This window comes from Acinetobacter sp. YH12155, from assembly GCF_013418255.1.
In the GTDB taxonomy this organism is placed as follows: domain Bacteria; phylum Pseudomonadota; class Gammaproteobacteria; order Pseudomonadales; family Moraxellaceae; genus Acinetobacter; species Acinetobacter indicus.
This window is the reverse complement of sequence record NZ_VPCK01000015.1, coordinates 18,636-38,833: the sequence shown is the minus strand read 5'-3', so window position 1 is coordinate 38,833 and position 20,198 is coordinate 18,636. Positions and strand designations below refer to the sequence as shown.

Below are 20,198 nucleotides of genomic sequence, written 5' to 3'. Positions count from 1 at the left end.
AGGCTTAAACCGCTTAAGGTTTAATTAATCCGTAGCGAATGGCCAGATGGGTCAGTTTGACATCACTGTCGATATTCAGTTTTTCAAAAATACGGTAGCGATAGGTGTTTACGGTTTTCACGCTGACGAACAGCTTGTCAGCAATTTCCTGCGCGCTAATACAGTTCACCACCATCATTGCCACCTGCATTTCACGTTCCGACAGGCTGTCGAACGGTGATTGCTGGGTGTCTGACAGGTAGGAACTGGCCAGTTGCTCGGCAATATCGGCACTAAAATATTTACCGCCCTGCATGACTTTTTTAATGGCACGCACCATTTCCGAGACAGGTGCACCTTTGGTGATATAGCCTTTGGCACCGGCTTTGAGTAATAAAGAAGGATAGGGTTCTTCGGCCAGACCACTGACCGCCAATACCTTGGTTTCCGGGGCAGTCTGTAATAAACGGCGCGTGGTTTCCACCCCGCCAATGCCCGGCATGTTCACGTCAAGCAGGACCACATTGGGATGATGCTGGCGCACCAGATTAATGGCTTCTTCCCCAGATTCAGCTTGTCCAATGACCTGAACATCGGTGTGGTCTTCGAGCATACGGCAGATGCCGGTACGAACCAATTCATGATCATCTACCACTAAAACTGTGATCACCTAGACTCTCCCTCTCACTAAAATCATCTTTTTTGTTACATATAGCAAAATTAGCTTGCAATCAACCGACAAAATTGGCCATCCTATTCTTAACCTAAAGTGAAAAATTCTGCACAATGTCGGAGGCTAAAATTGGTTCCGTGCTGTGTTGTAAATGTAAGGCATATTTGAGGTAATACGCAAATGTATCTTACCTCCCTGAGTTGAGTAAGCAATAGTGAAAAATTCTAAGAAGTTATTAATGCATGTGCTGGGAGCATCGGTTCTGCTCGGCATGAGTTCAGTCAGTACTGCTGAAATCGTCATGAACCCTTCCTCGGGGAGTAACGCCCAGGCAACGCTAAGCTGGTCATCTGAAGAGGCCAATCAGCTGCTGAATGGCGATGTGATGACCACCGCCACGACTTCTGTGACCGAGCAGGTGGTGGAACCGTCACCACAAGGCTCAACCAAAATTACCACCACGGTACGCAGTTCCAGCACACCGGCGCCCGCCAGCACGGTTAGTAGAACCAGCCCGATTCTGGATACTGCATCCTATAGCAACCAGCCCACTGTGAACGCACGTGCCGCACTGGTGATGGATGCCAATACCGGTGAAGTGCTGTACAGTAAAAATACCAATACCGCGTTGCCAATTGCTTCAATTACCAAAGTCATGACTGCGGTAGTGACGGCAGATGCGCGTTTAAATATGTCTGAGCAAATTACCTTGCAGCAGATTGATTTTGCCGGTGCAGCAGGCAAGAACTCGAGTTCGACCCTGCGTGTGGGCGACAAGATGAACCGTGCTGAAGCCTTATTATTTGCCTTAATGAAATCAGAAAACCCGGCCGCAGCAGCGCTGGCACGTACCTATCCGGGTGGACGCAGTGCGTTCGTGGCCGCTATGAACAACAAAGCGCGTGAGCTGGGCATGCATTCGACCCGCTTTACCGAATCAACCGGTTTGGACCCGCGCAATGTGTCCTCGGCTCGTGATTTAGGCATTCTGGTCAGTACCGCATCACAATATGGTCTGATCCGCCAGTTCTCGACCACGCCAAGCTATGACTTTAACCTAGGTTATCGGGTGCTGAAATCGAACAATACCAATTCACTGGTGCGTAATGGTGGCTGGAATATTAACCTGTCTAAAACCGGCTTTATTAATGAAGCAGGGCGTTGTCTGGTGATGCACACCACTTTAAATTCACGTCCGGCGGTGGTGATTATTTTAGGGGCCAGCAATACCCAGGCGCGTAATAACGATGCCACCCGTTTAATGTCCTGGACCAGCCAGTTACCAAAACGGATTTAAGCTGAACTGTTCTGTGCGAAATCGTGCAGAACTTAAAACCTCAGCCATAAAAAAATCCCTGCATGAGCAGGGATTTTTGTTTCAAACCGGAATTATTGATCCATGTTTGAAAGGATAGAATCACGAACCTGATCCATGGTAGCGTCAATCGACAGCATCACCGCATCCTGGCACTGTTTCATTGCAGTGTCTGGGTCTTTCAGACCGTTACCAGTAACAGTACATACAATTACTGAACCTTCTGCAATTTTACCGGCTTTAATGTCACGCATCGCGCCGCCAATGGATGCTGCAGATGCAGGCTCAACAAACACGCCTTCGTACATGGACAGCATGCGCTGAGCTTCCAGAATTTCTGCATCGGTCAGTTCATCGAACCAGCCTTGTGAATCACGAACTACAGCTTTGGCATGGTTCCAGCTTTGCGGGTTACCAATACGGATTGCAGTGGCTACAGTTTCCGGGTTTTCAACTGGCGCACCACGTAAGAATGGCGCAGCGCCAGAGGCTTGATAACCGACCATAACTGGTAAACCTTCCGGTTTTGGACCAGTAAAGGCATCCGTTGCCGCATCATACACCACTTGTTCAAACTGGTCTGCAGGCTGGTTAGCCACAGCTTCGGTATAACCCATCCAGTGTGCAGTGATGTTGCCCGCGTTACCAACTGGCAGGCAGTGGTAGTCTGGTGCACGGCCGAGTTCATCCACGATTTCGTAGGCAATGGTCTTTTGACCTTGCAGACGGTACGGGTTGATCGAGTTTACGATGGTTACCGGAGCCTGATCGGCCACTTCTTTCACCAGACGCATACCATCGTCGAAGTTACCGCGAATCTGCATGGTGATGGCACCGTACATCATGGCCTGTGCCATTTTACCCATAGCAATTTTGCCTTCAGGAATCAGCACAAACGCTTTGATACCAGCACGCGCTGCATAGGCTGCTGCCGCTGCAGAAGTGTTACCGGTAGAGGCGCAGATAATGGCTTTTGAACCTTCTTCAACCGCTTTGGTTACGGCCATGGTCATGCCACGGTCTTTAAATGAACCTGTCGGGTTTAAGCCTTCATACTTCACATAAATTTCAACGTTCTTGCCAATAATACGTGGAATGTTCTCAAGCTTGATTAGCGGGGTATTCCCTTCACCGAGAGAGATTGCACGTGTAGTTGCAGACACTGGTAAACGGTCACGATAACGGTCAACTAAACCAGTATAACGATTGGCATTCGACATGATGATGTTCCAATTGTGTGTAGAGCTTGGCAAGGGGAAATATTCCCCTTGACCCGATTAATTATCAAGCGATTCTAAACGAATTCGTACAATTTCGCCATGAATCACAGGCAAAGCTTGAATTTGTTGTAACGCTTCATCCATTTTTGATTCCTGAACTGGGTCAGTCAGAATCACGATAGGAATAAGGTCTTTTAAGCGAGATTGCTGCATGATGGCATCAATACTGATACCGGCACGGCTTAAAATAGTGGTGACATCGGCCAGTACACCGGTCTGGTCTTCGGCATTAATGCGAATATAGTAACCCGTGGTCATCTGTTCACGGCTTAAAATTGGCAGGTCAGTTAAGGCTTCGAAGGCCAGTTGCGGAATTGTACCTGCGCCATCTTCGGTATAGGAGATGTCACGGACAATATCGACCACGTCAGCAACCACTGCTGAAGCGGTTGGGCCTGCACCGGCACCGGCGCCATAATACAGGGTTGGACCGACTGCATTGGCCTGCACCAGCACCGCATTTTTCACGCCATTTACATTGGCAATCAGTTCTTCTTCAGGAATCAGGGTTGGATGCACACGTAGTTCAATGCCGGCATCGGTACGGCGTGCAATTCCTAAATGCTTGATACGGAAACCTAAATCTTCGGCATATTTGACATCTTGCGCGGTAATTTTGCTAATGCCTTCGGTATACACCTTGTCAAATTGCAGCGGAATACCAAATGCACATGAGGCCAGAATGGTCAGCTTGTGCGCTGCATCAATACCTTCAACGTCGAAGGTTGGATCGGCTTCGGCATAACCCAGCTCTTGCGCTTCTTTCAGCACATCGGCAAAGGCACGGCCTTTTTCACGCATTTCGCTTAAGATGAAGTTACCGGTACCGTTAATGATACCCGCCAGCCATTCAATCTTGTTCGCGGCCAGACCTTCACGAATCACCTTGATGATTGGAATACCACCAGCTACCGCAGCTTCATAAGCGATCTGAACGGCATGATCATCCGCGGCTTTAAACAGTTCGTTGCCGTGTTCAGCCAGCAAGGCCTTGTTTGCGGTGACAATATGTTTGCCGTGTTTCATCGCTTCCATAATGACTTCATATGCAGGATGAATCCCACCCATGACTTCAACCACGACATCTACATCCGGTTGACGCACGATATCCAGCAGATCCGAGCTTTGTTTGACCGTTTCTGGCAGGTTCAGGTCTGGACGCGGACGACGGGTGCCGACATAGGTAATTTCAATTTCACGACCGGTGCGACGTTTAATCTCAGCAGCATTTTCTTTTAATAGTTTAAGGGCACCACCACCCACAGTACCAAGACCGAGGATTGCCAGACGAACTGGTTTCACGTCACACTCCATATTTAATCAATTTTAAGCGAGCTTAGATCATAGCTAAAAAAAGCTGAAGACTCTAGCGTAGAAATCACTTTCTCTTGATCTATAAAAAACAGTAATTTAACCCATTAAAATTAGTTATTTAAACGCTTCAGCAATTCGCTTGGCGACAGATAACCACCAAGGTAAACCCCGTCTGCACTATAGATTGCCGGTGTACCGTTCACCCCAATATTCAGACCCAGCTGATAGTGTTCACGTACTGGCGTTTTGCAGCTCGCGGCAGGCAGTTCAGCACCGGCAATGGCCTGATCAAAAGCCGCATGGCGGTCTTGGCTACACCAGACGCTTTCCATGGCCGGAATAAACTGTTCACCACGTGGCCAGGCAATATAGCGCACTTCAATGCCTTTGCTGTTCAGCTCATCCATATGTTCATGCAGCTTGTGGCAGTATGGACAGCTGACATCGGTAAACACATAAATGACGTGTTTGGTTTCGCCCTTGGCTTTATAGATCAGCAGGTCCTGCTCTTTCAGGCTGGCAAAAATCTGTTTATTGGTGCCGGCTTGCAGGCTCTCACCGACGTTATGTAGCTGTTTGTCGCCTAAACGGATCACATCGCCTTGGAAAATGTATTTGCCATCGCTGGTGGCATAGACCGCAGACATGCCTTCCAGGCTGACCCAGTATAGATTCGGGACTTCCGTGGTTTTAACTTCCGTGATTTTGGCCTGAATGCCAGCAGTTTTAAAATGCTGTTCCAGGGTTTTGACCAGACGCTGCTGGGCATTACGTTCAGAAAGGGTAGAGGCTTCCCCGGTTGCCGGTGCACTGGCCGTAAGCGTGGTTTGTTTTTTCTCATCATTATTGCTCGAGCATGCCGTCAGGCCCAGGCCTGCAGCAAGTGTCATGGCCATTACAATTTTCGCGCGGGTAAATGTCATTGCTAACCCTTTTCTTATCGATATAAAAACAAGGAGGCTAGCATAACAAAAAAAAATGACCGATCGAAAACTTCTTGGTCGTATTTCGGCAGTGCGGTTAAGCGCGAGGATGATGGGTCGCGTGCAGCTGCTGCATGCGAATCTGCGCGACATGGGTATAAATTTGTGTGGTCGACAGGTCGCTATGCCCCAGCAGCATTTGCACCACGCGCAGGTCCGCGCCATGATTGAGCAGATGCGTGGCAAAGGCATGGCGTAAGGTATGCGGCGATAATTCGGCCTGAATCCCGGCCTGTAGTGCATAGCGTTTAATCGCATACCAGAAGTTCTGCCGGCTCATGATGCCGCCATGCTGGGTCAGAAATAAATAATCGGTGCTGGTTTTATATAGCTGCGGCCGCGCCTCTTGCAGATAGTGTTCTACCCATTCACAGGCGACCTGGCCTAAAGGCACCAGACGTTCTTTATTGCCTTTGCCGACAATGCGCAAATAACCCTGTTTCAGGTTAATCAGCTCCAGACGTAAATTCAGCAATTCAGACACCCGTAACCCACAGGCATACAGCACTTCAAACATGGCCCGGTCACGCAGGCCCAGCGCTGTATTGACATCCGGTGCCTGAATTAGCGCTTCAACATCGGCTTCGGACAGATCTTTGGGCAAGGCCCGGCCCAGTTTTGGGGTTTTATGTGCGGCGACCGGATTGTCGGCGCGCAGTTTCTGTTCACGCAGAAATTTATAAAAAGCCCTTAAGGCCGATAGGCAGCGGGCAATCGAACGTGGGCTTTTTTGCTGTTTGGTCAATTCAATCAGGACATCGGAAATATCATCATGACTCCAGTCCAGCATCGAACTGGGCACGCAGGCACTGCATAACATTAAGTCGGACAGATAGGCATTGCGGGTATGTGGACTGACGGTTTGTGCTACTAGATGATCGCGAAAGCCCTGCAAATAGCTTAAATGTTCCGGAATGGTGACAGGTGCAGGAATGCGGGGCTTTTTATTGAGCATGTGGATCACTTTAATTTAAGAATTCGATCAAGATCATTGGAATTCTCCAATGTAGAGTAATTTTTCCGGGCTGTCGATGTGATATAAGAACGGAAACGTAATCAATCCTTATTTGTTAATTATTCTCATTTGTTTGTATACTATTTAAAAGAGCTTAGGAATTTCACAGTGCGTTTATCAGAGTTAAAGGTAAAGCAGACGGCCATTATCCGCCAGATTATCCGGCAGGATGAGGGGGGCGAGTCACACAATGACTTGGTGGCCAGCCGTCTGGAAACATTGGGGTTTGTGCCGGGCACGCGCGTTCAGGTCATTACCAAAGGTGTTTTTGGCGGGGACCCGATTCTGATTCAGGTCGGTTTTACCCGTTTTGCCTTACGCAAAAATGAAGCAGAGAAAATTGAAATTGAAGATGGAGTCACTACATGAGTGATGCCTTACGTATTGCCCTTGTAGGGAATCCTAACTGCGGTAAAACCTCATTATTCAACCATTTAACTGGTACACGCCAGAAAGTTGCCAACTATGCCGGCGTAACGGTCGAACGTAAAGTCGGTCATTTTAATTTACCTTCAGGCAAGCCGGTACGGGTGCTGGATTTACCTGGTACTTATAGCTTGAATGCTGCCAGCCCGGACGAAGCCATTACCCGTGATGTGGTACAGGGCAAACTGGCAGAAGAAGGCCAGCAGGATGCTTTCCTGTGTGTGGTTGATGCCACCAATCTGAAGCTGCATCTGGGTCTGGTACTGGAAATGATTGAACTGGGTCGTCCAATGTTGCTGGTGCTGAACATGATGGACGAAGCGCGTCGTCGTGGCATGCAGATCAACACCCAGAAACTGTCTGAGCGCCTCGGTGTGCCGGTGGTAGAAACCGTGGCCGTGCGCCGTTCCGGGATTGAAAACCTGATGAATGCGCTGGATCAGGGTAAATATGCGCTGCCACATACCGAATTGACCGGTCTGAAAGGCGATGCCCATCAGAAGGTCGAAACCCTGCTGAATGATGTGGTGCAATACGTTGATCAGGAAGATAAACGTTCCGATTTCCTCGATAAGGTGTTCCTGCATCCGGTGCTGGGTCTGGTCAGTCTGGCGGTCATGATGTTTATCATTTTCCAGGCGGTCTTTGCCTGGGCAGCCCCATTTATGGACGGGATTGAAACCTTCTTTGGCTGGCTGGGTGAAGTAATTGGTGGCAGTATTGCCCATCCTTTACTGAACAGTCTGGTGGTGGACGGGATTATTGCCGGCGCCGGTGGTGTGGTGGTGTTCCTGCCGCAAATTCTGATTCTGTTCTTCTTTATTCTGATGTTGGAAGAATCCGGTTATTTACCGCGCGCTGCATTCTTGCTGGATAAACTGATGTTTAAAGCCGGTTTAAGTGGCCGTGCCTTTATTCCGTTACTGTCCAGCTTTGCCTGCGCGATTCCGGGGATTATGGCAACGCGCAGTATTAGCGACCCGCGTGACCGTTTAACCACTATTTTTGTGGCACCGCTGATGACCTGTTCCGCACGTTTACCTGTGTATGCGCTGTTAATTGCTGCCTTTATTCCGGAACAAACGGTATGGGGCCTGTTTAACCTGCAGGGTCTGGTGCTGTTTGCGCTGTATATGGCTGGTATTTTAAGTGCGCTGGGCGTGTCTTTTGTGCTGAAGTTTTTCCAGAAAGACAAGTCCGATCACATGCTGTTGATGGAACTGCCAAGTTACCGTTTCCCGGACATCAAAAACGTCTGGATTGGTTTGCTGGATCGCGCCCGAATCTTCCTGAAACGGGTCGGTGGCATCATCTTTGCCCTGTCGATTCTGCTCTGGTTCCTGTGTACCTTCCCGCAGCCGCCAGAAGGCGCGACCATGCCGGCGATTGATTATACCTTTGCCGGGATGCTGGGCCATATCATGCAGCCAATTTTTGCCCCACTGGGCTTTAACTGGCAGATCTGTATTGCCTTGATTCCAGCAATGGCAGCCCGTGAAGTGGTGGTGGCTGCACTGGGTACCATTTACGCCCTGTCAGGGGACGAAGATGCCATGGCCGATGGTCTGGCCAGCATCATCAGCAGCGGTGGTGACTTGGGCTGGTCATTGGCGACCGGTTTATCGCTACTGGTCTGGTTTATTTATGCACCGCACTGTCTGGCGACGCTGGCCACGGTACGCCGTGAAACGGCATCGTGGAAAACAGTGGGCTTTATGACCGTGTATCTGTTTGGTCTGGCCTATTTGATGTCATTCCTGACCTATCAGATTGTATCCAACCTGTTGGCTTAAGCCGAAACAAAAAAAGGAGACTGAAATGATTGAAGTATTGATTGTGGCGGTATTGGTGATGTGGAGCACGCTGGTGGTCTTCAAAAAGGTATTCCCGAAGACTTCAAATTCAGTCTTTCTGAAGTTGTCGGATGCCTGTACGGCAAAAGGCTGGCACACGCTGGGCAAATGGTTCAGACCGAAAATGGCTGCCGGTTGTGGCGGTGGCTGTGATTGTCCGGTGTCGGAGCAGGCCAGCAAGAAAACTGAAGTACAAGGGGTCAAGTGGAAGTAAACCCTTGAGCATCAAAAAAGCCGTCATCTCTATGACGGCTTTTTTACGCACTGACACAAAATTTTTTCCAGAAACTGCAAACAGAAAAAGCATTCAAAACCCCAAAGTGCTAACATTTCCGCAGTTTAAAATCCAAATCATTGATGGAGCTCAAATGTTAATACAACGCGGTGGATTAAAAGTTGTGGCAGGTCTTGGCATTTCAGGTGTTGCAGCAGTCAACTTCTTGCATGATCAGGGCTACCGCGTTGCCGTAACAGACTCTCGAGCGACACCCCCCGGCTATGACCAGATTCCGGCCGAGGTTCAGACCAGTTTTGGCCAGTTTGACCAGGAACTGCTGTTGTCTGCTGAAGAAATTATCATCAGTCCGGGGCTTGATCCAAAACTGCCAGAAATTCAGACGGCAATAGCGCAGGGCATTCCGGTGGTCAGTGAAATCCAGATTTTGCGCCGTGCCACTGACAAGCCAATTGTGGCCATTACCGGTTCCAATGCCAAAAGTACCGTAACCACACTAATTGGCCTGATGGCTGCCGATGCTGGCAAGAAGGTCGCGGTTGGGGGTAATCTGGGCCGTCCGGCGCTGGATTTAACCAAAGATGATCCGGAGCTGTATATTCTGGAACTTTCCAGCTTTCAGTTAGAAACCACTTCAAACCTGAATGCTGAAGTGGCGGTGGTGCTGAACATGAGTGAAGACCATCTGGACCGTCATGGTGACATGCTCGGTTATCACACCGCCAAACACCGTATTTTCCAGGGTGTGAAACAGGTGGTGTATAACCGTGATGATGCACTGACCCGTCCACTGGTGCCAGATACCACCCCTATGCAGAGCTTTGGTCTGAATGCCCCAGATATCAACCAGTTTGGTATTTTAAAAGAAACAGATGGCACCATTTGGCTGGCGCGTGGCCGTGAACGTCTGCTGAAAAGCAGCGACATGTATATTCAGGGTACGCATAATATTGCCAATGCCTTGGCCTGTCTGGTGCTGGGTGAAGCGATTGGCCTGCCGATGGACAGCATGCTGAACACCTTAAAAAGCTTTAAAGGTCTGGAGCATCGCTGTGAATTCGTCGAAGAGGTCGCAGGCGTGCGTTATTATAACGACTCCAAAGGCACCAATATTGGTGCCACCCTTGCGGCACTGGAAGGCTTGGGTGCAGCAATTCAGCCGTATGGTGGTCAGGTGGCCATTATTTTAGGCGGGCAGGGCAAAGGCCAGGACTTTAAGGCACTGCGTCAGGCGCTCAGTCAATACGCCAAACTGGCAGTGTTGATTGGTGAAGATGCCGCGCTGATTGAAGCGGCGGTACAGGGCACTACCACGCTGCTCCATGCCGACAGTCTGCAACAGGCGGTCACACTGTGCCAGCAGCATACCCAGCCGCAGGATGTCGTGTTATTGTCACCTGCATGTGCAAGTTTTGATATGTTCTCGGGCTATCCGGAACGTGGTCGTCAGTTCGTGACTTATGTCAACGAACTTGGTCAAGAATAATAAGGATTTGGGATATGGCTGGCTTTGCTCAGACAACGATCAATAAAATCAATCAGGTCTATGAGCGCTGGTTACCGCGGTTACCGGCCGAAGTGAATGTGCGCAATGTGCTCATTTTTAGCGTATTGGCCTTGCTCTGTATCGGCTCGATTATGGTGGCGTCTGCCTCAATGCCCTATGCCGAGCGTATGCATGAAAATGCCTTCCATTATGTACTGCGGCATGGTATTTCAATTGCGGTAGCGCTAATTGCCGCCTATACCGTGTATAAAGTTCCCTTAAACCTCTGGTTCAATAACACCTTCTTTTTATGGATTATTACCATTGCCTTGCTGATTGCGGTACTGGTGGTCGGTACCGAAGTCAATGGTTCCAAACGCTGGATTCGGGTGGCCGGGTTTACCTTGCAGGCTTCAGAAGTGGCCAAGGTGATGATGGCGATTTTTACCGCCGACTACGTGGTACGTCGTGCCGAAGAAGTGCGTAATAATATTAAAGGTCTGGTACGGCTGGCGGTAATTATGGCAGCGACCGTGGGCCTGATTATGGCGGAACCGGACTTGGGTGCGACCGTGGTGATTGCACTGACCATGCTTGGCGTGTTCTTCCTGGCCGGTGCGCCGCTGATTCAGTTCGGGATTGCCTTGGGTGCAATGCTGGGCGCGTTTACCTTCCTAGTGGTGTTTGAACCCTATCGTTTTGAACGTTTAATGTCTTTCTCTAACCCGTGGAATGATCCGCTCGGGGCCGGTTATCAGCTGTCAAATGCCTTAATGGCTTTTGGCCGTGGTGAATGGGCCGGGGTGGGTTTGGGGCATAGTATCCAGAAAATGTCCTATCTGCCGGAAGCACATACTGACTTTATGCTGGCGGTACTCGGCGAAGAATTTGGCTTTTTGGGTATTCTGGTGGTGCTGAGCCTGTCTTTCACCATGCTGGTCTGCTGTATTCGCATTGGTCATCGTGCCTTGCGACATCAGTATTTACGTGCTGGTTATCTGGCCTATGGCATCAGCATCATCTTCCTGTTACAGATTCTGGTGAATGCCGGCATGAATATGGGCATGTTGCCGACTAAAGGGCTGACCCTGCCATTTATCAGTTATGGTGGTTCATCGCTAATTATGTGTGCGGTGATGGTCAGTCTGATTCTGAAAATTGAAAGTACTACCCAGCAGACCAATCCAAGCCGTGAGGAATCAAGCTTCTAGATTGCTCTGCTGAAATGGATCTGGCTGAGCATGGTGCAACACTGTGCTTGGCATTTCCGTTTTACAGTTCAGACATTTGACAAAGCTGCCTTTGGCTTTGGATAGCGGAATTAAAGGAATAAAAAATAAGGAAAAATAATTGCGCTGCTGCTTCAGTTCATAGCTGGTGCGGGTGCGACAGACCGGACAGACAAACTGGTTTTTCTCCAGCACTTTGGTTTTTGGACCAATCCCGAAAATAAAAAACATAGTAATCCCATCTTGCAGTTATTTTTTTCTAGATTAGCGCAAATTGTGTAGTTATGCGTAGCTGCCCTGTAGCTGAGTTGTATGTGGAATGGCGTCAATTGACCACTGGGCAATGGCTTGCTGCAGCATACGTGCCGGGGTGTCTAAAACTACCGGGGGTTGGTGCAAAGCCGTGAGCGCCTGTTGTAATAGCAGAGGAGCCTGATTTAAATCCAGCGGCTGGGCCAGGTTCTGCTTGGAGAGTTTTTGCCCCTGATCATTCATGGCCAGCGGCAAATGCAGATAGCGCAGTTCCGGATAGCCCAGCACCCGCCCAAGCCAGATTTGCCGTTCGGTATTGTCCAAGAGGTCTGCGCCGCGGACGACATCGGTAATGCCTTGCAGATAGTCATCGACCACCACGGCCAGCTGATAGTTAATAATCCCGTCACGGCGTTTTAAGACAAAATCCCCCAGATCTTGTTGCAGGTTGGAGCAATGCCGGCCCTGCAAGCGGTCTTCAAAGCAGATGTCTGTATCGGTCACTTTCAGGCGGATGGCCTGCTGTGCAAAGGGGAGTTGCAGATTGCGACAGGTGCCAGCATAAATATGATTGGAACCGAGCATTTTACGCGTGCACTGACAGGCATAGACCCAGCCTTGCTCGGCGAGTTGCTCAAGAACGTCTTCGTAAATGGCCAAACGGTCTTTTTGAAACAAAATCTCGCCATCCGGCTCGAACTGAAAGGCATCTAAAGAACGCAGGATATGCGCTTCACTGCCGGGATAAATACGGGGAATGTCAGTGTCTTCAATACGGACCAGCCAGCGCCCATGCTGGGCCTTGGCATCGCAATAACTGGCCACCGCGGTAATGAGGGAACCAAAATGCAAAGGGCCGGTTGGCGATGGCGCAAACCGGCCCACGTAATTCTCTTCAGCTTTCCCTCCCTTTATCAAAGGGAGGGGCAGGGAGGGATTACGAATAGACATGCTTAACCGTTATTTTGCTTCTCTTTGATTTCTGCCAAAGTTTTGCAGTCAATACACAAAGTCGCAGTTGGACGCGCTTCTAAACGGCGTAAACCAATTTCGATTCCGCAGGTTTCACAGAAACCGTAGTCATCGTTTTTAATGGCTTCAATGGATTGTTCAATTTTACGGATCAGTTTGCGTTCACGGTCACGGGTACGTAACTCGATGGCAAACTCTTCTTCCTGAGTGGCGCGGTCGTTTACGTCAGGCAATGCAGTATTTTCATCTTGCATTGTGTTTAGCGTACGATCAACTTCAGACATCAGCTCGGCTTTCCAGGCCAAGAGAATCTGACGGAAGTGCTCAAGCTGGCCCTCAGACATATATTCTTCATTTTTTTTCGGCTGATAAGGCTCAATACCAAATAAGCTAGCAGTAGAACCACCTTCTGACGCCTTTGGCTTTGTCTTACGCACGCGCTTTGTAGATTTTTCCTCTACAACATCTGTTTGTTCGTCCAAGACTTGATTTTGGTTGTCATTCGCCATGTAGGGCATTCCTCATCATATACGTATTATCTATACGCAAAAAATATGGTGATATGCAAGTGTTTTTATCCACTCCCAAGGAGAAGATTATCCCTTCGGGGGTCGTCATCATATAGACTTTTTATGTATATTGATAGTCTTTGATGTTTGGATTTCGTCGTATCACGTTTTCCTTCGCAGCCATAACTTAAAGCAAAAAGATTAAAATGAAAAGTTAATAACCTGAAATTTCATTATTTATTTGACCGACCAAATTTTCAACACGATGCACCTGTGTGTCGAACTCGCCATTGTCCTTTAAATGCAAGACCCGATAGCCCGGTGCTTCCTGTCCCAGGGCAAAATCATCACTGTGTGGTTTAAACTGCACTGAAGTCGAAGGCGTTGAATAAAAAGGAATATTGTTCCAGATGTTCAGTGAATCCTGATGCACGTGGCCAAATAAAACCGCTTTAATATTCTGGTGCTTGACCATCACTTCAGTCAGATCTGCGGTATTTTTCAGTTTATGCTGATCGACCCAATGTGACTGCATGGCAAAAGGATGATGATGACAGGCCAGAATCACATGCTGGCCGGCATGTTCGGTTAACAGCTGGTCCAGTTGCGCGAGCTGGGAGGGTTCAATCCGGCCATCAATCTGATTCTTGACCGCACTGTTCAGCAGCATGATGGTCCAGCGACCCAAATGAATGGCATGTACCCGGTTTTGCTGCTGGTGAAACGGAAAATACTCCACCTCATCATGATTGCCCGGAATCTGATAAAACGGAATATTCAGGCGGTGCATAAATGCCAGATAGCGCGCATAGGTCGCCGGCACTGGCACCTGTGCCAGATCCCCGGTATGAACAATGGCATCCAGCTCAGGATAACGTTGCTGAATATCACGCATGATGCCATGAAAGCTGTGTTCCGGATTCATCTGCACAAATTTAAGGTCTTCCTGATCCATTAAATGTGTGTCTGAAATCTGGACGATGGTCCAGCTTTGTGTATTTTTGCTTATAAAAGTCATGCCTGACCCCTTAGACATTCCTTATGGTTTAATTTGTTGTTGTAACCATTGCAGGGCGATGATCAGCGGCGCATTCCTGAGCCGACCATTGGCCAATAAGATCGGTAAGTGCTCATACTCAAAAATATGCAATTGAATATTTTCGCCTTCCTCACTAAGACCAAACACACCGCCTTGTTCAGGCAAATTTACTTTCGCACTATATAAATGAAAGATTTCCGCACAAGCTCCTGCAGAAGGATAGAAGGTAAACAGATGCTGCAGTTCTTCAACTTCGCAGCCTGATTCTTCTAGGGTTTCACGGCGAATGCAGTTTTCCGGTGATTCATCACCATCGAGTACGCCCGCAATGACTTCGAGTTGCCAGGGAGAATCCTGATCATCCATTGCCCCAATACGAAATTGTTCTATTAATGCAAATTTATGTTTTTTTTCATCATATAACAATACACCGGCTGCCTCCGGGCGTTGAATCAACTCCCGATGAATGACCGGTGTATAGTGGTTTTGATTAAACAGGCGATGGCTCAGACTGACTTTTTCAACCTGAATAAAGCCACGAAACAAGAATTCACGCTGTTGAATGCGCAGTTCATTTCGACCATAGGTCGCCTGTTTAAGTATTTCCATAAAACATCATACGGATGAAGAACATCAGTTTTCATCCTAACTGAGATTAAATGGAACACAAACTCTTTTTCGATAGCTTAGACGTCGTGGTACAATTTTTGACCAGTCTGCTGATAGGTCTCCTTCATGGCTTTGAGACCTTCCGCAACCTCTGTATCACTTTGCATGGCTTCTTTAGCAAGATTCTGATTTTGCGCATAATCTCTCACATTTTGGGTGATTTTCATGGAGCAGAATTTCGGTCCACACATCGAACAGAAGTGCGCTGATTTGTGTGCTTCTTTCGGCAAGGTTTCATCATGCATACTGCGCGCCGTATCCGGGTCCAGACTCAGGTTAAACTGATCTTCCCAGCGGAATTCAAAGCGGGCTTTGGACAGGGCATTGTCACGCGCCTGCGCACCCGGATGACCTTTGGCCAGATCGGCGGCATGTGCAGCAATCTTGTAGGTGATAATACCGTCTTTAACATCTTTCTTGTTCGGCAGACCTAAATGCTCTTTTGGCGTCACGTAGCACAGCATGGCCGTGCCATACCAGCCAATCATAGCGGCCCCAATGGCCGAGGTAATATGGTCATAGCCCGGTGCAATATCGGTGGTTAGCGGACCAAGGGTATAGAACGGCGCCTCTTTGCAGACTTCCAGTTGCAGATCCATATTTTCCTTGATCATATGCATTGGCACATGACCCGGGCCTTCAATCATCACCTGTACATCATGTTCCCAGGCGCGATGCGTTAACTCGCCCAGGGTACGAAGTTCGCTGAATTGTGCTTCATCATTGGCATCCTGAATACAGCCCGGACGCAGGCCATCGCCCAGACTGAAGGAAACGTCATAGGCTTTCATGATTTCGCAGATTTCATCGAAGTGGGTATACAGGAAGTTTTCTTCATGATGCGCCAGACACCACTGTGCCATGATTGAACCACCACGTGACACAATACCGGTGAGGCGGTTGGCGGTCAGCGGTACATAACGCAGCAGTACCCCAGCATGAATGGTGAAGTAGTCCACACCTTGTTCGGCCTGTTCAATCAGGGTGTCTTTAAAGATTTCCCAGGTCAGGTCTTCTGCCACGCCGTTGACTTTTTCCAGGGCCTGATAAATGGGCACGGTACCAATTGGCACGGGTGAGTTACGGATAATCCATTCGCGGGTTTCATGAATATTTTTCCCGGTCGATAAATCCATGATGGTGTCGGCGCCCCAGCGGGTGGCCCAGGTCATTTTTGCCACTTCTTCGGCAATGTCGGAACCCAGTGCCGAGTTACCAATATTGGCATTAATTTTCACCAGGAAATTACGGCCAATAATCATCGGCTCAATTTCAGGGTGGTTAATGTTGGCGGGAATAATGGCGCGGCCGGCAGCGACTTCCTGACGTACAAATTCCGGGGTAATTTCACGCAGGTTTTGTGCACCAAAGTTTTGTCCCGGATGCTGGCGCATATCGACGCCTTGCTGTTGGCGCAGGTTTTCACGGATGGCGATGTATTCCATTTCCGGGGTAATAATGCCCTGTTTGGCATAGTGCATTTGGGTCACGTTATGCCCGCGTTTGGCCCGGCGCGGTTTCTGGATATGGGCAAAACGGATGTCGGCAGTGCGGATGTCACGCAGGCGTTCCTGACCGAATTTAGAACTGAGCTGATCCAGAATTTCTGTATCGTTACGCTCTTCAATCCAGCGTTCACGCACATTCGGTAAACCCTGGTTCAGATCAATATTGACTTCCGGGTCGGTGTAAACGCCAGAGGTGTCATAGACCATTACCGGCGGATTGTGTTCACCGCCTAAACTGGTTGGGGTCTCGGTCAGTTCAATCTGGCGCATCGGGACACGGATATCCTCACGTGAGCCCTGGATATAGACTTTGCTCGAAGCGGGTAAAATACGGGTGAGGTCTTTGGCATCTTGCTCGTGTTGAGCAGAAATAGCCTCGGAAGAAAGATTCGTTAATTGGTTCATACCATGATCCTTATGAAGAGCATCAACGAATCAAGCACGACCAAAACGAAACGGATTTATCCTGAATAATAAATCGAAACTTAAGGTTTAGTTGCGCTTGATTCCTACGCAGGTGTTAACCTGATCAGGTTCAACGGTACTTGTGCTTAATCATCTATACGGTTAGACAATTACACAATCTCAGCGAGGATTTACTCGCGCTCCGTCAAGCTGCTTAAATCTTAACAGGTTGGCTTAAAAAGGCCAGTGATAAAACTGCCAAATTGGTGGGTGGCTTAGTTATTCTGATAAGGCATACAGACCGCATCGCTAAAACAGTCACGGGTCGGACTTAAGCCGTTTAGCGGTAAATCCAGATAATGGGACAGCTGCTTTAGCGCCAGGGTGTTGGCACGTTCATTGTTTTGTTCCTGTGCGGTCAGGCTGACTGGAATACGGTTACGCCGTTCCTGTGGCGACATCTGTACAAAGCTGCGGAATTTACGCGCCTGATCTGCCAGTCGCGACTGCTCCAGCTTGGCCAGCTTTTCAATTTCATACCAGACACTGGGCTGAATCGCATATTCTGCTTCATAGCTGTCTGAAACCGGGGTATTTAAGGTGCCTTTAAACAGGAACATACGATAGACCTGATCCAGATAACGCGCATCACGGATATAATTGCTGTCAGGATAGTTTTTGACATAATCTTCCCAGAACAGGGCGCGACGCACCACTTCCTGGGCATCAATGGTCAGGCCGCCATCACGAATCGGACGCTGCATATTCTGTTCGGCCAGATTTTCAATAAAAATCCGTTCGGCATCGGGCAGATAAGGCGCAAAAATACGAGCCAGGTACTGCGGATTACGCCGATAGACCAGTTGCCCTTCACCGGCATCATACAGGTCGACATAGGCCTGACCTTTGTGTTTCAGCAGATACTGGTCGCGTAAGGCAAACTGTTCGAAATGGCTTTGCTGAATGGTGGGATGCTGGGCCAGATCAAAGGCATACTGATCAAAAGCGGTCTGCTGCTGGGCGGTACGTTCGACTTTCAGAAAATTCTGGTACATCTGGGCAGACAGTTCCAGCAGATGCTGCTGGTCGGGGAAATCCATTAGTGGCAAACAGACTTTTAAATCCTGGTTAATCTGTTCCAGGGCAAAGGTGGTGCGCTGCTGGTTAATCTCGCGCATTTCCTGTTCAATACCGCGGCAGATCGACTTTAAATCGACCGCCTGTTCAGCCACAGCCTGCTTCGGCTTCTGTTCAATGACCACAGGAGGTTCTGGCCTTTGACACGCGGTCAAAACCATTGCAGAACATAAACTGAGCAGTAAAGTACGCCAGCGGGGAGAAATAAGCTTCACGATAACCCAATTAAAAAAGCAGCAAAAAAATAACAAGTGCGGAATGTATGGCGCTATTGTAACGAGCTTCGGGCCGGTGAATTGTAGCGTTGTGCTGAAGTTTGGTTACATGGCTGTGAGTGCGCTCCTGGCTCAACTCAACTGGACAGCTTGCTGCTTGAGTTAAAGCGGTAAAATATAAAAAAATAATCAAAAACATACGAAAAAAATGCGATAAATCGCTACTATGGAGCAAATTGAGTCAATGCTTGACTGAGACATGGCCATTTTGGCGAGATGAGTTAAACGAATAAAATGAAGAAAAAAATATGTGTATTGGGCCTGCTGTTGTTTAGCCCTTGGGCGCAAGCCTTGGATCTGGTCGAGGCCTATGAGCGTGCCAAAGCCACCGACCCGAACTGGCAGGCCAATCTGTTGCAATATGAAGCCGATCAACTGAATTTAGGCATTGCCAAAGGCAATTTGCTGCCGACCGTGACTGTGTCTGGCAATATCACCCGGCGCAGTCAGGACGCCAATACTGCGACAATTCCAGGTTCTCCAGTCAGCTCTGAAAGCCTGTCACCTTCAGCAACCACCACCCGTCAGGTGAGTGTCACCGCACGCCAGCCTTTATTTCGCTGGGATGCCTGGGAAGGCCTAAAACAGGTCAAAACCTCACTCAGTCTCAGTGAAGTCACCTTAAGACTGCAAAAGCAGGAGCATATCTTAAATGTGGCCGAGGCCTATTTTAATGTGCTACGTCAGCAGTCTTTAACCACCGCCTATTTACAGGAAGAGCAGGCACTGCTGGAACAGCTGAACATGATGAATGCCAAGCTGCGCGAGGGACTGGTCGCGCGCAGTGATGTCAGCGAAGCCGAGGCGCAATATCAAAATGCCAAGGCCAACCGGATTGCTACCCATGTGCAGCTGGTGCTGGCACAGGAACAACTGGCGCAGCTGATCGGGCCATATCGTGAAAATCTGGCGGTACTGCGAGATGACTTTCAGTTCCAAAAGCCTGATCCGGCCAGTTTAGAGGCATGGACCGAGCTGGCACAAAGTCAGAACCTGTCCATTTTGCAGGCCCGCTTGCAGCAGCGTTATGCCGAAGACCAGAAACGGGTGGAGCAGGCCGCGCGTTATCCGCAAATTGAAGCGGTCGGTACTTATGGCTATAACAAGCAGACGCCACAAAGCCCGATTTCTCAGAATGGCCAGTTTGATCAGGTCGGCATTGAAATGAACTGGAATGTATTTACTGGCGGGCGTACCCAGCGCAATATCCAGAAAGCAGCGGTGAATGTCGATAAAGCCGAAGCCGAGCTGGATGCGGCGATCCGTAAAGCCAATACCGATGTAAAAAGTGCCTATTTGCAGGTGGAAACCGATCAGTCCAAATTACAGGCACGACAGGCGGCCATGCAATCGGCAGAACTGGTATCGCGCGCATCGCGTGCCCAATATAATGAAGGCCTAAAAACCATGGTCGATGTCCTGCTGGCCCAGCGTAATGCTTTTTCGGCCAAGCAGGACTATTTGAATGCCAAATATGATTATCTGATTAATATACTTCGCCTCAGGGCGTCGGTGGGGCAACTCAGTGAAAAAGATCTGGCCGAGATGAACTTGTGGTTAATAGAAAAACCTTAAATTTCAATAAAATAAAATGATGCAATCGGGCACTTGTTTAAATTGTCATAAAAGCTTAATGTTTAATGT

At 48.9% G+C, this 20,198-nt stretch carries 19 protein-coding genes and 1 riboswitch; of the genes, 7 read left to right on the top strand and 12 right to left on the bottom strand.

The window, feature by feature from the left end; genetic code table 11:
- Positions 1-13 precede the first annotated feature (13 nt).
- Entirely contained in the window at positions 14-649 is a 636-nt protein-coding gene (locus tag FTU86_RS10295; protein WP_005181577.1) for a response regulator, read from the bottom strand.
- Positions 650-866: 217 nt separating this feature from the next.
- Between FTU86_RS10295 and FTU86_RS10290 the strand changes: the two genes are divergently transcribed.
- The gene (locus FTU86_RS10290; RefSeq protein WP_127799456.1) at positions 867-1,949 is read left to right on the top strand and encodes a serine hydrolase; all 1,083 of its coding nucleotides are present in this window, start codon (positions 867-869) and stop codon (positions 1,947-1,949) included.
- A gap of 92 nt (positions 1,950-2,041) precedes the next feature.
- Here the strand turns inward: FTU86_RS10290 and thrC are convergent, their stop codons facing one another.
- The 4 genes from thrC to xerD all read right to left on the bottom strand — a co-directional run bounded on the left by thrC (position 2,042) and on the right by xerD (position 6,499).
- The gene (gene thrC / locus FTU86_RS10285; RefSeq protein WP_005181581.1) at positions 2,042-3,187 is read right to left on the bottom strand and encodes a threonine synthase; all 1,146 of its coding nucleotides are present in this window, start codon (positions 3,185-3,187) and stop codon (positions 2,042-2,044) included.
- 57 nt (positions 3,188-3,244) lie between these two features.
- The gene (locus tag FTU86_RS10280) at positions 3,245-4,549 is read right to left on the bottom strand and encodes a homoserine dehydrogenase (RefSeq protein ID WP_016659702.1); all 1,305 of its coding nucleotides are present in this window, start codon (positions 4,547-4,549) and stop codon (positions 3,245-3,247) included.
- Between the two features lie 122 nt (positions 4,550-4,671).
- Entirely contained in the window at positions 4,672-5,484 is an 813-nt protein-coding gene (locus FTU86_RS10275; protein WP_104473377.1) for a DsbC family protein, read from the bottom strand.
- 97 nt (positions 5,485-5,581) lie between these two features.
- The gene (gene xerD, locus FTU86_RS10270; protein WP_005181586.1) at positions 5,582-6,499 is read right to left on the bottom strand and encodes a site-specific tyrosine recombinase XerD; all 918 of its coding nucleotides are present in this window, start codon (positions 6,497-6,499) and stop codon (positions 5,582-5,584) included.
- 168 nt (positions 6,500-6,667) lie between these two features.
- Here xerD and FTU86_RS10265 point away from each other — a divergent pair, with 168 nt between their 5' ends.
- From FTU86_RS10265 to ftsW, 5 genes are all read left to right on the top strand, one after another.
- Entirely contained in the window at positions 6,668-6,928 is a 261-nt protein-coding gene (locus tag FTU86_RS10265) for a FeoA family protein (RefSeq protein WP_005181588.1), read from the top strand.
- Positions 6,925-8,778, top strand: coding sequence for a ferrous iron transporter B (locus tag FTU86_RS10260; protein ID WP_180036847.1), 1,854 nt, complete (start codon positions 6,925-6,927; stop codon positions 8,776-8,778). The genes FTU86_RS10265 and FTU86_RS10260 overlap by 4 nt, the downstream gene beginning before the upstream one ends.
- Before the next feature lie 25 nt (positions 8,779-8,803).
- Entirely contained in the window at positions 8,804-9,052 is a 249-nt protein-coding gene (locus FTU86_RS10255) for a DUF6587 family protein (RefSeq protein WP_016659699.1), read from the top strand.
- A gap of 154 nt (positions 9,053-9,206) precedes the next feature.
- Positions 9,207-10,559: a UDP-N-acetylmuramoyl-L-alanine--D-glutamate ligase gene (murD, locus tag FTU86_RS10250; protein ID WP_180036846.1), complete on the top strand. Its 1,353-nt coding sequence runs from the start codon at positions 9,207-9,209 to the stop codon at positions 10,557-10,559.
- A gap of 14 nt (positions 10,560-10,573) precedes the next feature.
- Entirely contained in the window at positions 10,574-11,770 is a 1,197-nt protein-coding gene (gene ftsW, locus FTU86_RS10245; protein ID WP_075167820.1) for a putative lipid II flippase FtsW, read from the top strand.
- Here ftsW and FTU86_RS10240 read toward each other — a convergent pair.
- The 7 genes from FTU86_RS10240 to FTU86_RS10210 all read right to left on the bottom strand — a co-directional run bounded on the left by FTU86_RS10240 (position 11,759) and on the right by FTU86_RS10210 (position 18,440).
- Positions 11,759-12,019: a zinc-ribbon domain-containing protein gene (locus FTU86_RS10240; RefSeq protein ID WP_005181597.1), complete on the bottom strand. Its 261-nt coding sequence runs from the start codon at positions 12,017-12,019 to the stop codon at positions 11,759-11,761. The genes ftsW and FTU86_RS10240 overlap by 12 nt on opposite strands.
- Before the next feature lie 51 nt (positions 12,020-12,070).
- Positions 12,071-12,991: a tRNA glutamyl-Q(34) synthetase GluQRS gene (gluQRS, locus tag FTU86_RS10235; RefSeq protein ID WP_005181600.1), complete on the bottom strand. Its 921-nt coding sequence runs from the start codon at positions 12,989-12,991 to the stop codon at positions 12,071-12,073.
- Positions 12,992-12,993: 2 nt separating this feature from the next.
- Entirely contained in the window at positions 12,994-13,521 is a 528-nt protein-coding gene (gene dksA, locus FTU86_RS10230) for an RNA polymerase-binding protein DksA (protein WP_016659695.1), read from the bottom strand.
- Positions 13,522-13,735: 214 nt separating this feature from the next.
- Positions 13,736-14,539, bottom strand: coding sequence for a metallophosphoesterase (locus FTU86_RS10225; RefSeq protein ID WP_104989208.1), 804 nt, complete (start codon positions 14,537-14,539; stop codon positions 13,736-13,738).
- A 21-nt stretch (positions 14,540-14,560) separates the two neighbouring features.
- The gene (locus FTU86_RS10220) at positions 14,561-15,169 is read right to left on the bottom strand and encodes an NUDIX domain-containing protein (protein ID WP_160241696.1); all 609 of its coding nucleotides are present in this window, start codon (positions 15,167-15,169) and stop codon (positions 14,561-14,563) included.
- A 77-nt stretch (positions 15,170-15,246) separates the two neighbouring features.
- Positions 15,247-17,142 carry a phosphomethylpyrimidine synthase ThiC gene (gene thiC / locus FTU86_RS10215; RefSeq protein WP_005181616.1) on the bottom strand — a complete coding sequence of 632 codons (1,896 nt, stop codon included), beginning with the start codon at positions 17,140-17,142 and terminating at the stop codon, positions 15,247-15,249.
- Between the two features lie 84 nt (positions 17,143-17,226).
- Positions 17,227-17,357, bottom strand: a riboswitch (TPP riboswitch).
- A 60-nt stretch (positions 17,358-17,417) separates the two neighbouring features.
- Positions 17,418-18,440: a hypothetical protein gene (locus tag FTU86_RS10210; RefSeq protein WP_171526572.1), complete on the bottom strand. Its 1,023-nt coding sequence runs from the start codon at positions 18,438-18,440 to the stop codon at positions 17,418-17,420.
- 348 nt (positions 18,441-18,788) lie between these two features.
- On the opposite strand from FTU86_RS10210, the gene FTU86_RS10205 reads away from it, so the two are divergent.
- Complete coding sequence (locus tag FTU86_RS10205) at positions 18,789-20,129, top strand: TolC family outer membrane protein (RefSeq protein WP_160241695.1); 1,341 nt, start codon at positions 18,789-18,791, stop codon at positions 20,127-20,129.
- The last annotated feature ends 69 nt before the right edge of the window (positions 20,130-20,198 follow it).

What these genes read in the sequence shown, in the direction of transcription:
- thrC (WP_005181581.1), bottom strand. Translation starts at nt 3,187, where the DNA reads ATGTCGAATGCCAATCGTTATACTGGTTTAGTTGACCGTTATCGTGAC.
- FTU86_RS10275 (WP_104473377.1), bottom strand. Translation starts at nt 5,484, where the DNA reads ATGACATTTACCCGCGCGAAAATTGTAATGGCCATGACACTTGCTGCA.
- xerD (WP_005181586.1), bottom strand. Translation starts at nt 6,499, where the DNA reads ATGCTCAATAAAAAGCCCCGCATTCCTGCACCTGTCACCATTCCGGAA.
- FTU86_RS10260 (WP_180036847.1), top strand. Translation starts at nt 6,925, where the DNA reads ATGAGTGATGCCTTACGTATTGCCCTTGTAGGGAATCCTAACTGCGGT.
- FTU86_RS10255 (WP_016659699.1), top strand. Translation starts at nt 8,804, where the DNA reads ATGATTGAAGTATTGATTGTGGCGGTATTGGTGATGTGGAGCACGCTG.
- murD (WP_180036846.1), top strand. Translation starts at nt 9,207, where the DNA reads ATGTTAATACAACGCGGTGGATTAAAAGTTGTGGCAGGTCTTGGCATT.
- ftsW (WP_075167820.1), top strand. Translation starts at nt 10,574, where the DNA reads ATGGCTGGCTTTGCTCAGACAACGATCAATAAAATCAATCAGGTCTAT.
- FTU86_RS10240 (WP_005181597.1), bottom strand. Translation starts at nt 12,019, where the DNA reads ATGTTTTTTATTTTCGGGATTGGTCCAAAAACCAAAGTGCTGGAGAAA.
- gluQRS (WP_005181600.1), bottom strand. Translation starts at nt 12,991, where the DNA reads ATGTCTATTCGTAATCCCTCCCTGCCCCTCCCTTTGATAAAGGGAGGG.
- dksA (WP_016659695.1), bottom strand. Translation starts at nt 13,521, where the DNA reads ATGGCGAATGACAACCAAAATCAAGTCTTGGACGAACAAACAGATGTT.
- FTU86_RS10225 (WP_104989208.1), bottom strand. Translation starts at nt 14,539, where the DNA reads ATGACTTTTATAAGCAAAAATACACAAAGCTGGACCATCGTCCAGATT.
- FTU86_RS10220 (WP_160241696.1), bottom strand. Translation starts at nt 15,169, where the DNA reads ATGGAAATACTTAAACAGGCGACCTATGGTCGAAATGAACTGCGCATT.
- thiC (WP_005181616.1), bottom strand. Translation starts at nt 17,142, where the DNA reads ATGAACCAATTAACGAATCTTTCTTCCGAGGCTATTTCTGCTCAACAC.
- FTU86_RS10210 (WP_171526572.1), bottom strand. Translation starts at nt 18,440, where the DNA reads ATGGTTTTGACCGCGTGTCAAAGGCCAGAACCTCCTGTGGTCATTGAA.
- FTU86_RS10205 (WP_160241695.1), top strand. Translation starts at nt 18,789, where the DNA reads ATGAAGAAAAAAATATGTGTATTGGGCCTGCTGTTGTTTAGCCCTTGG.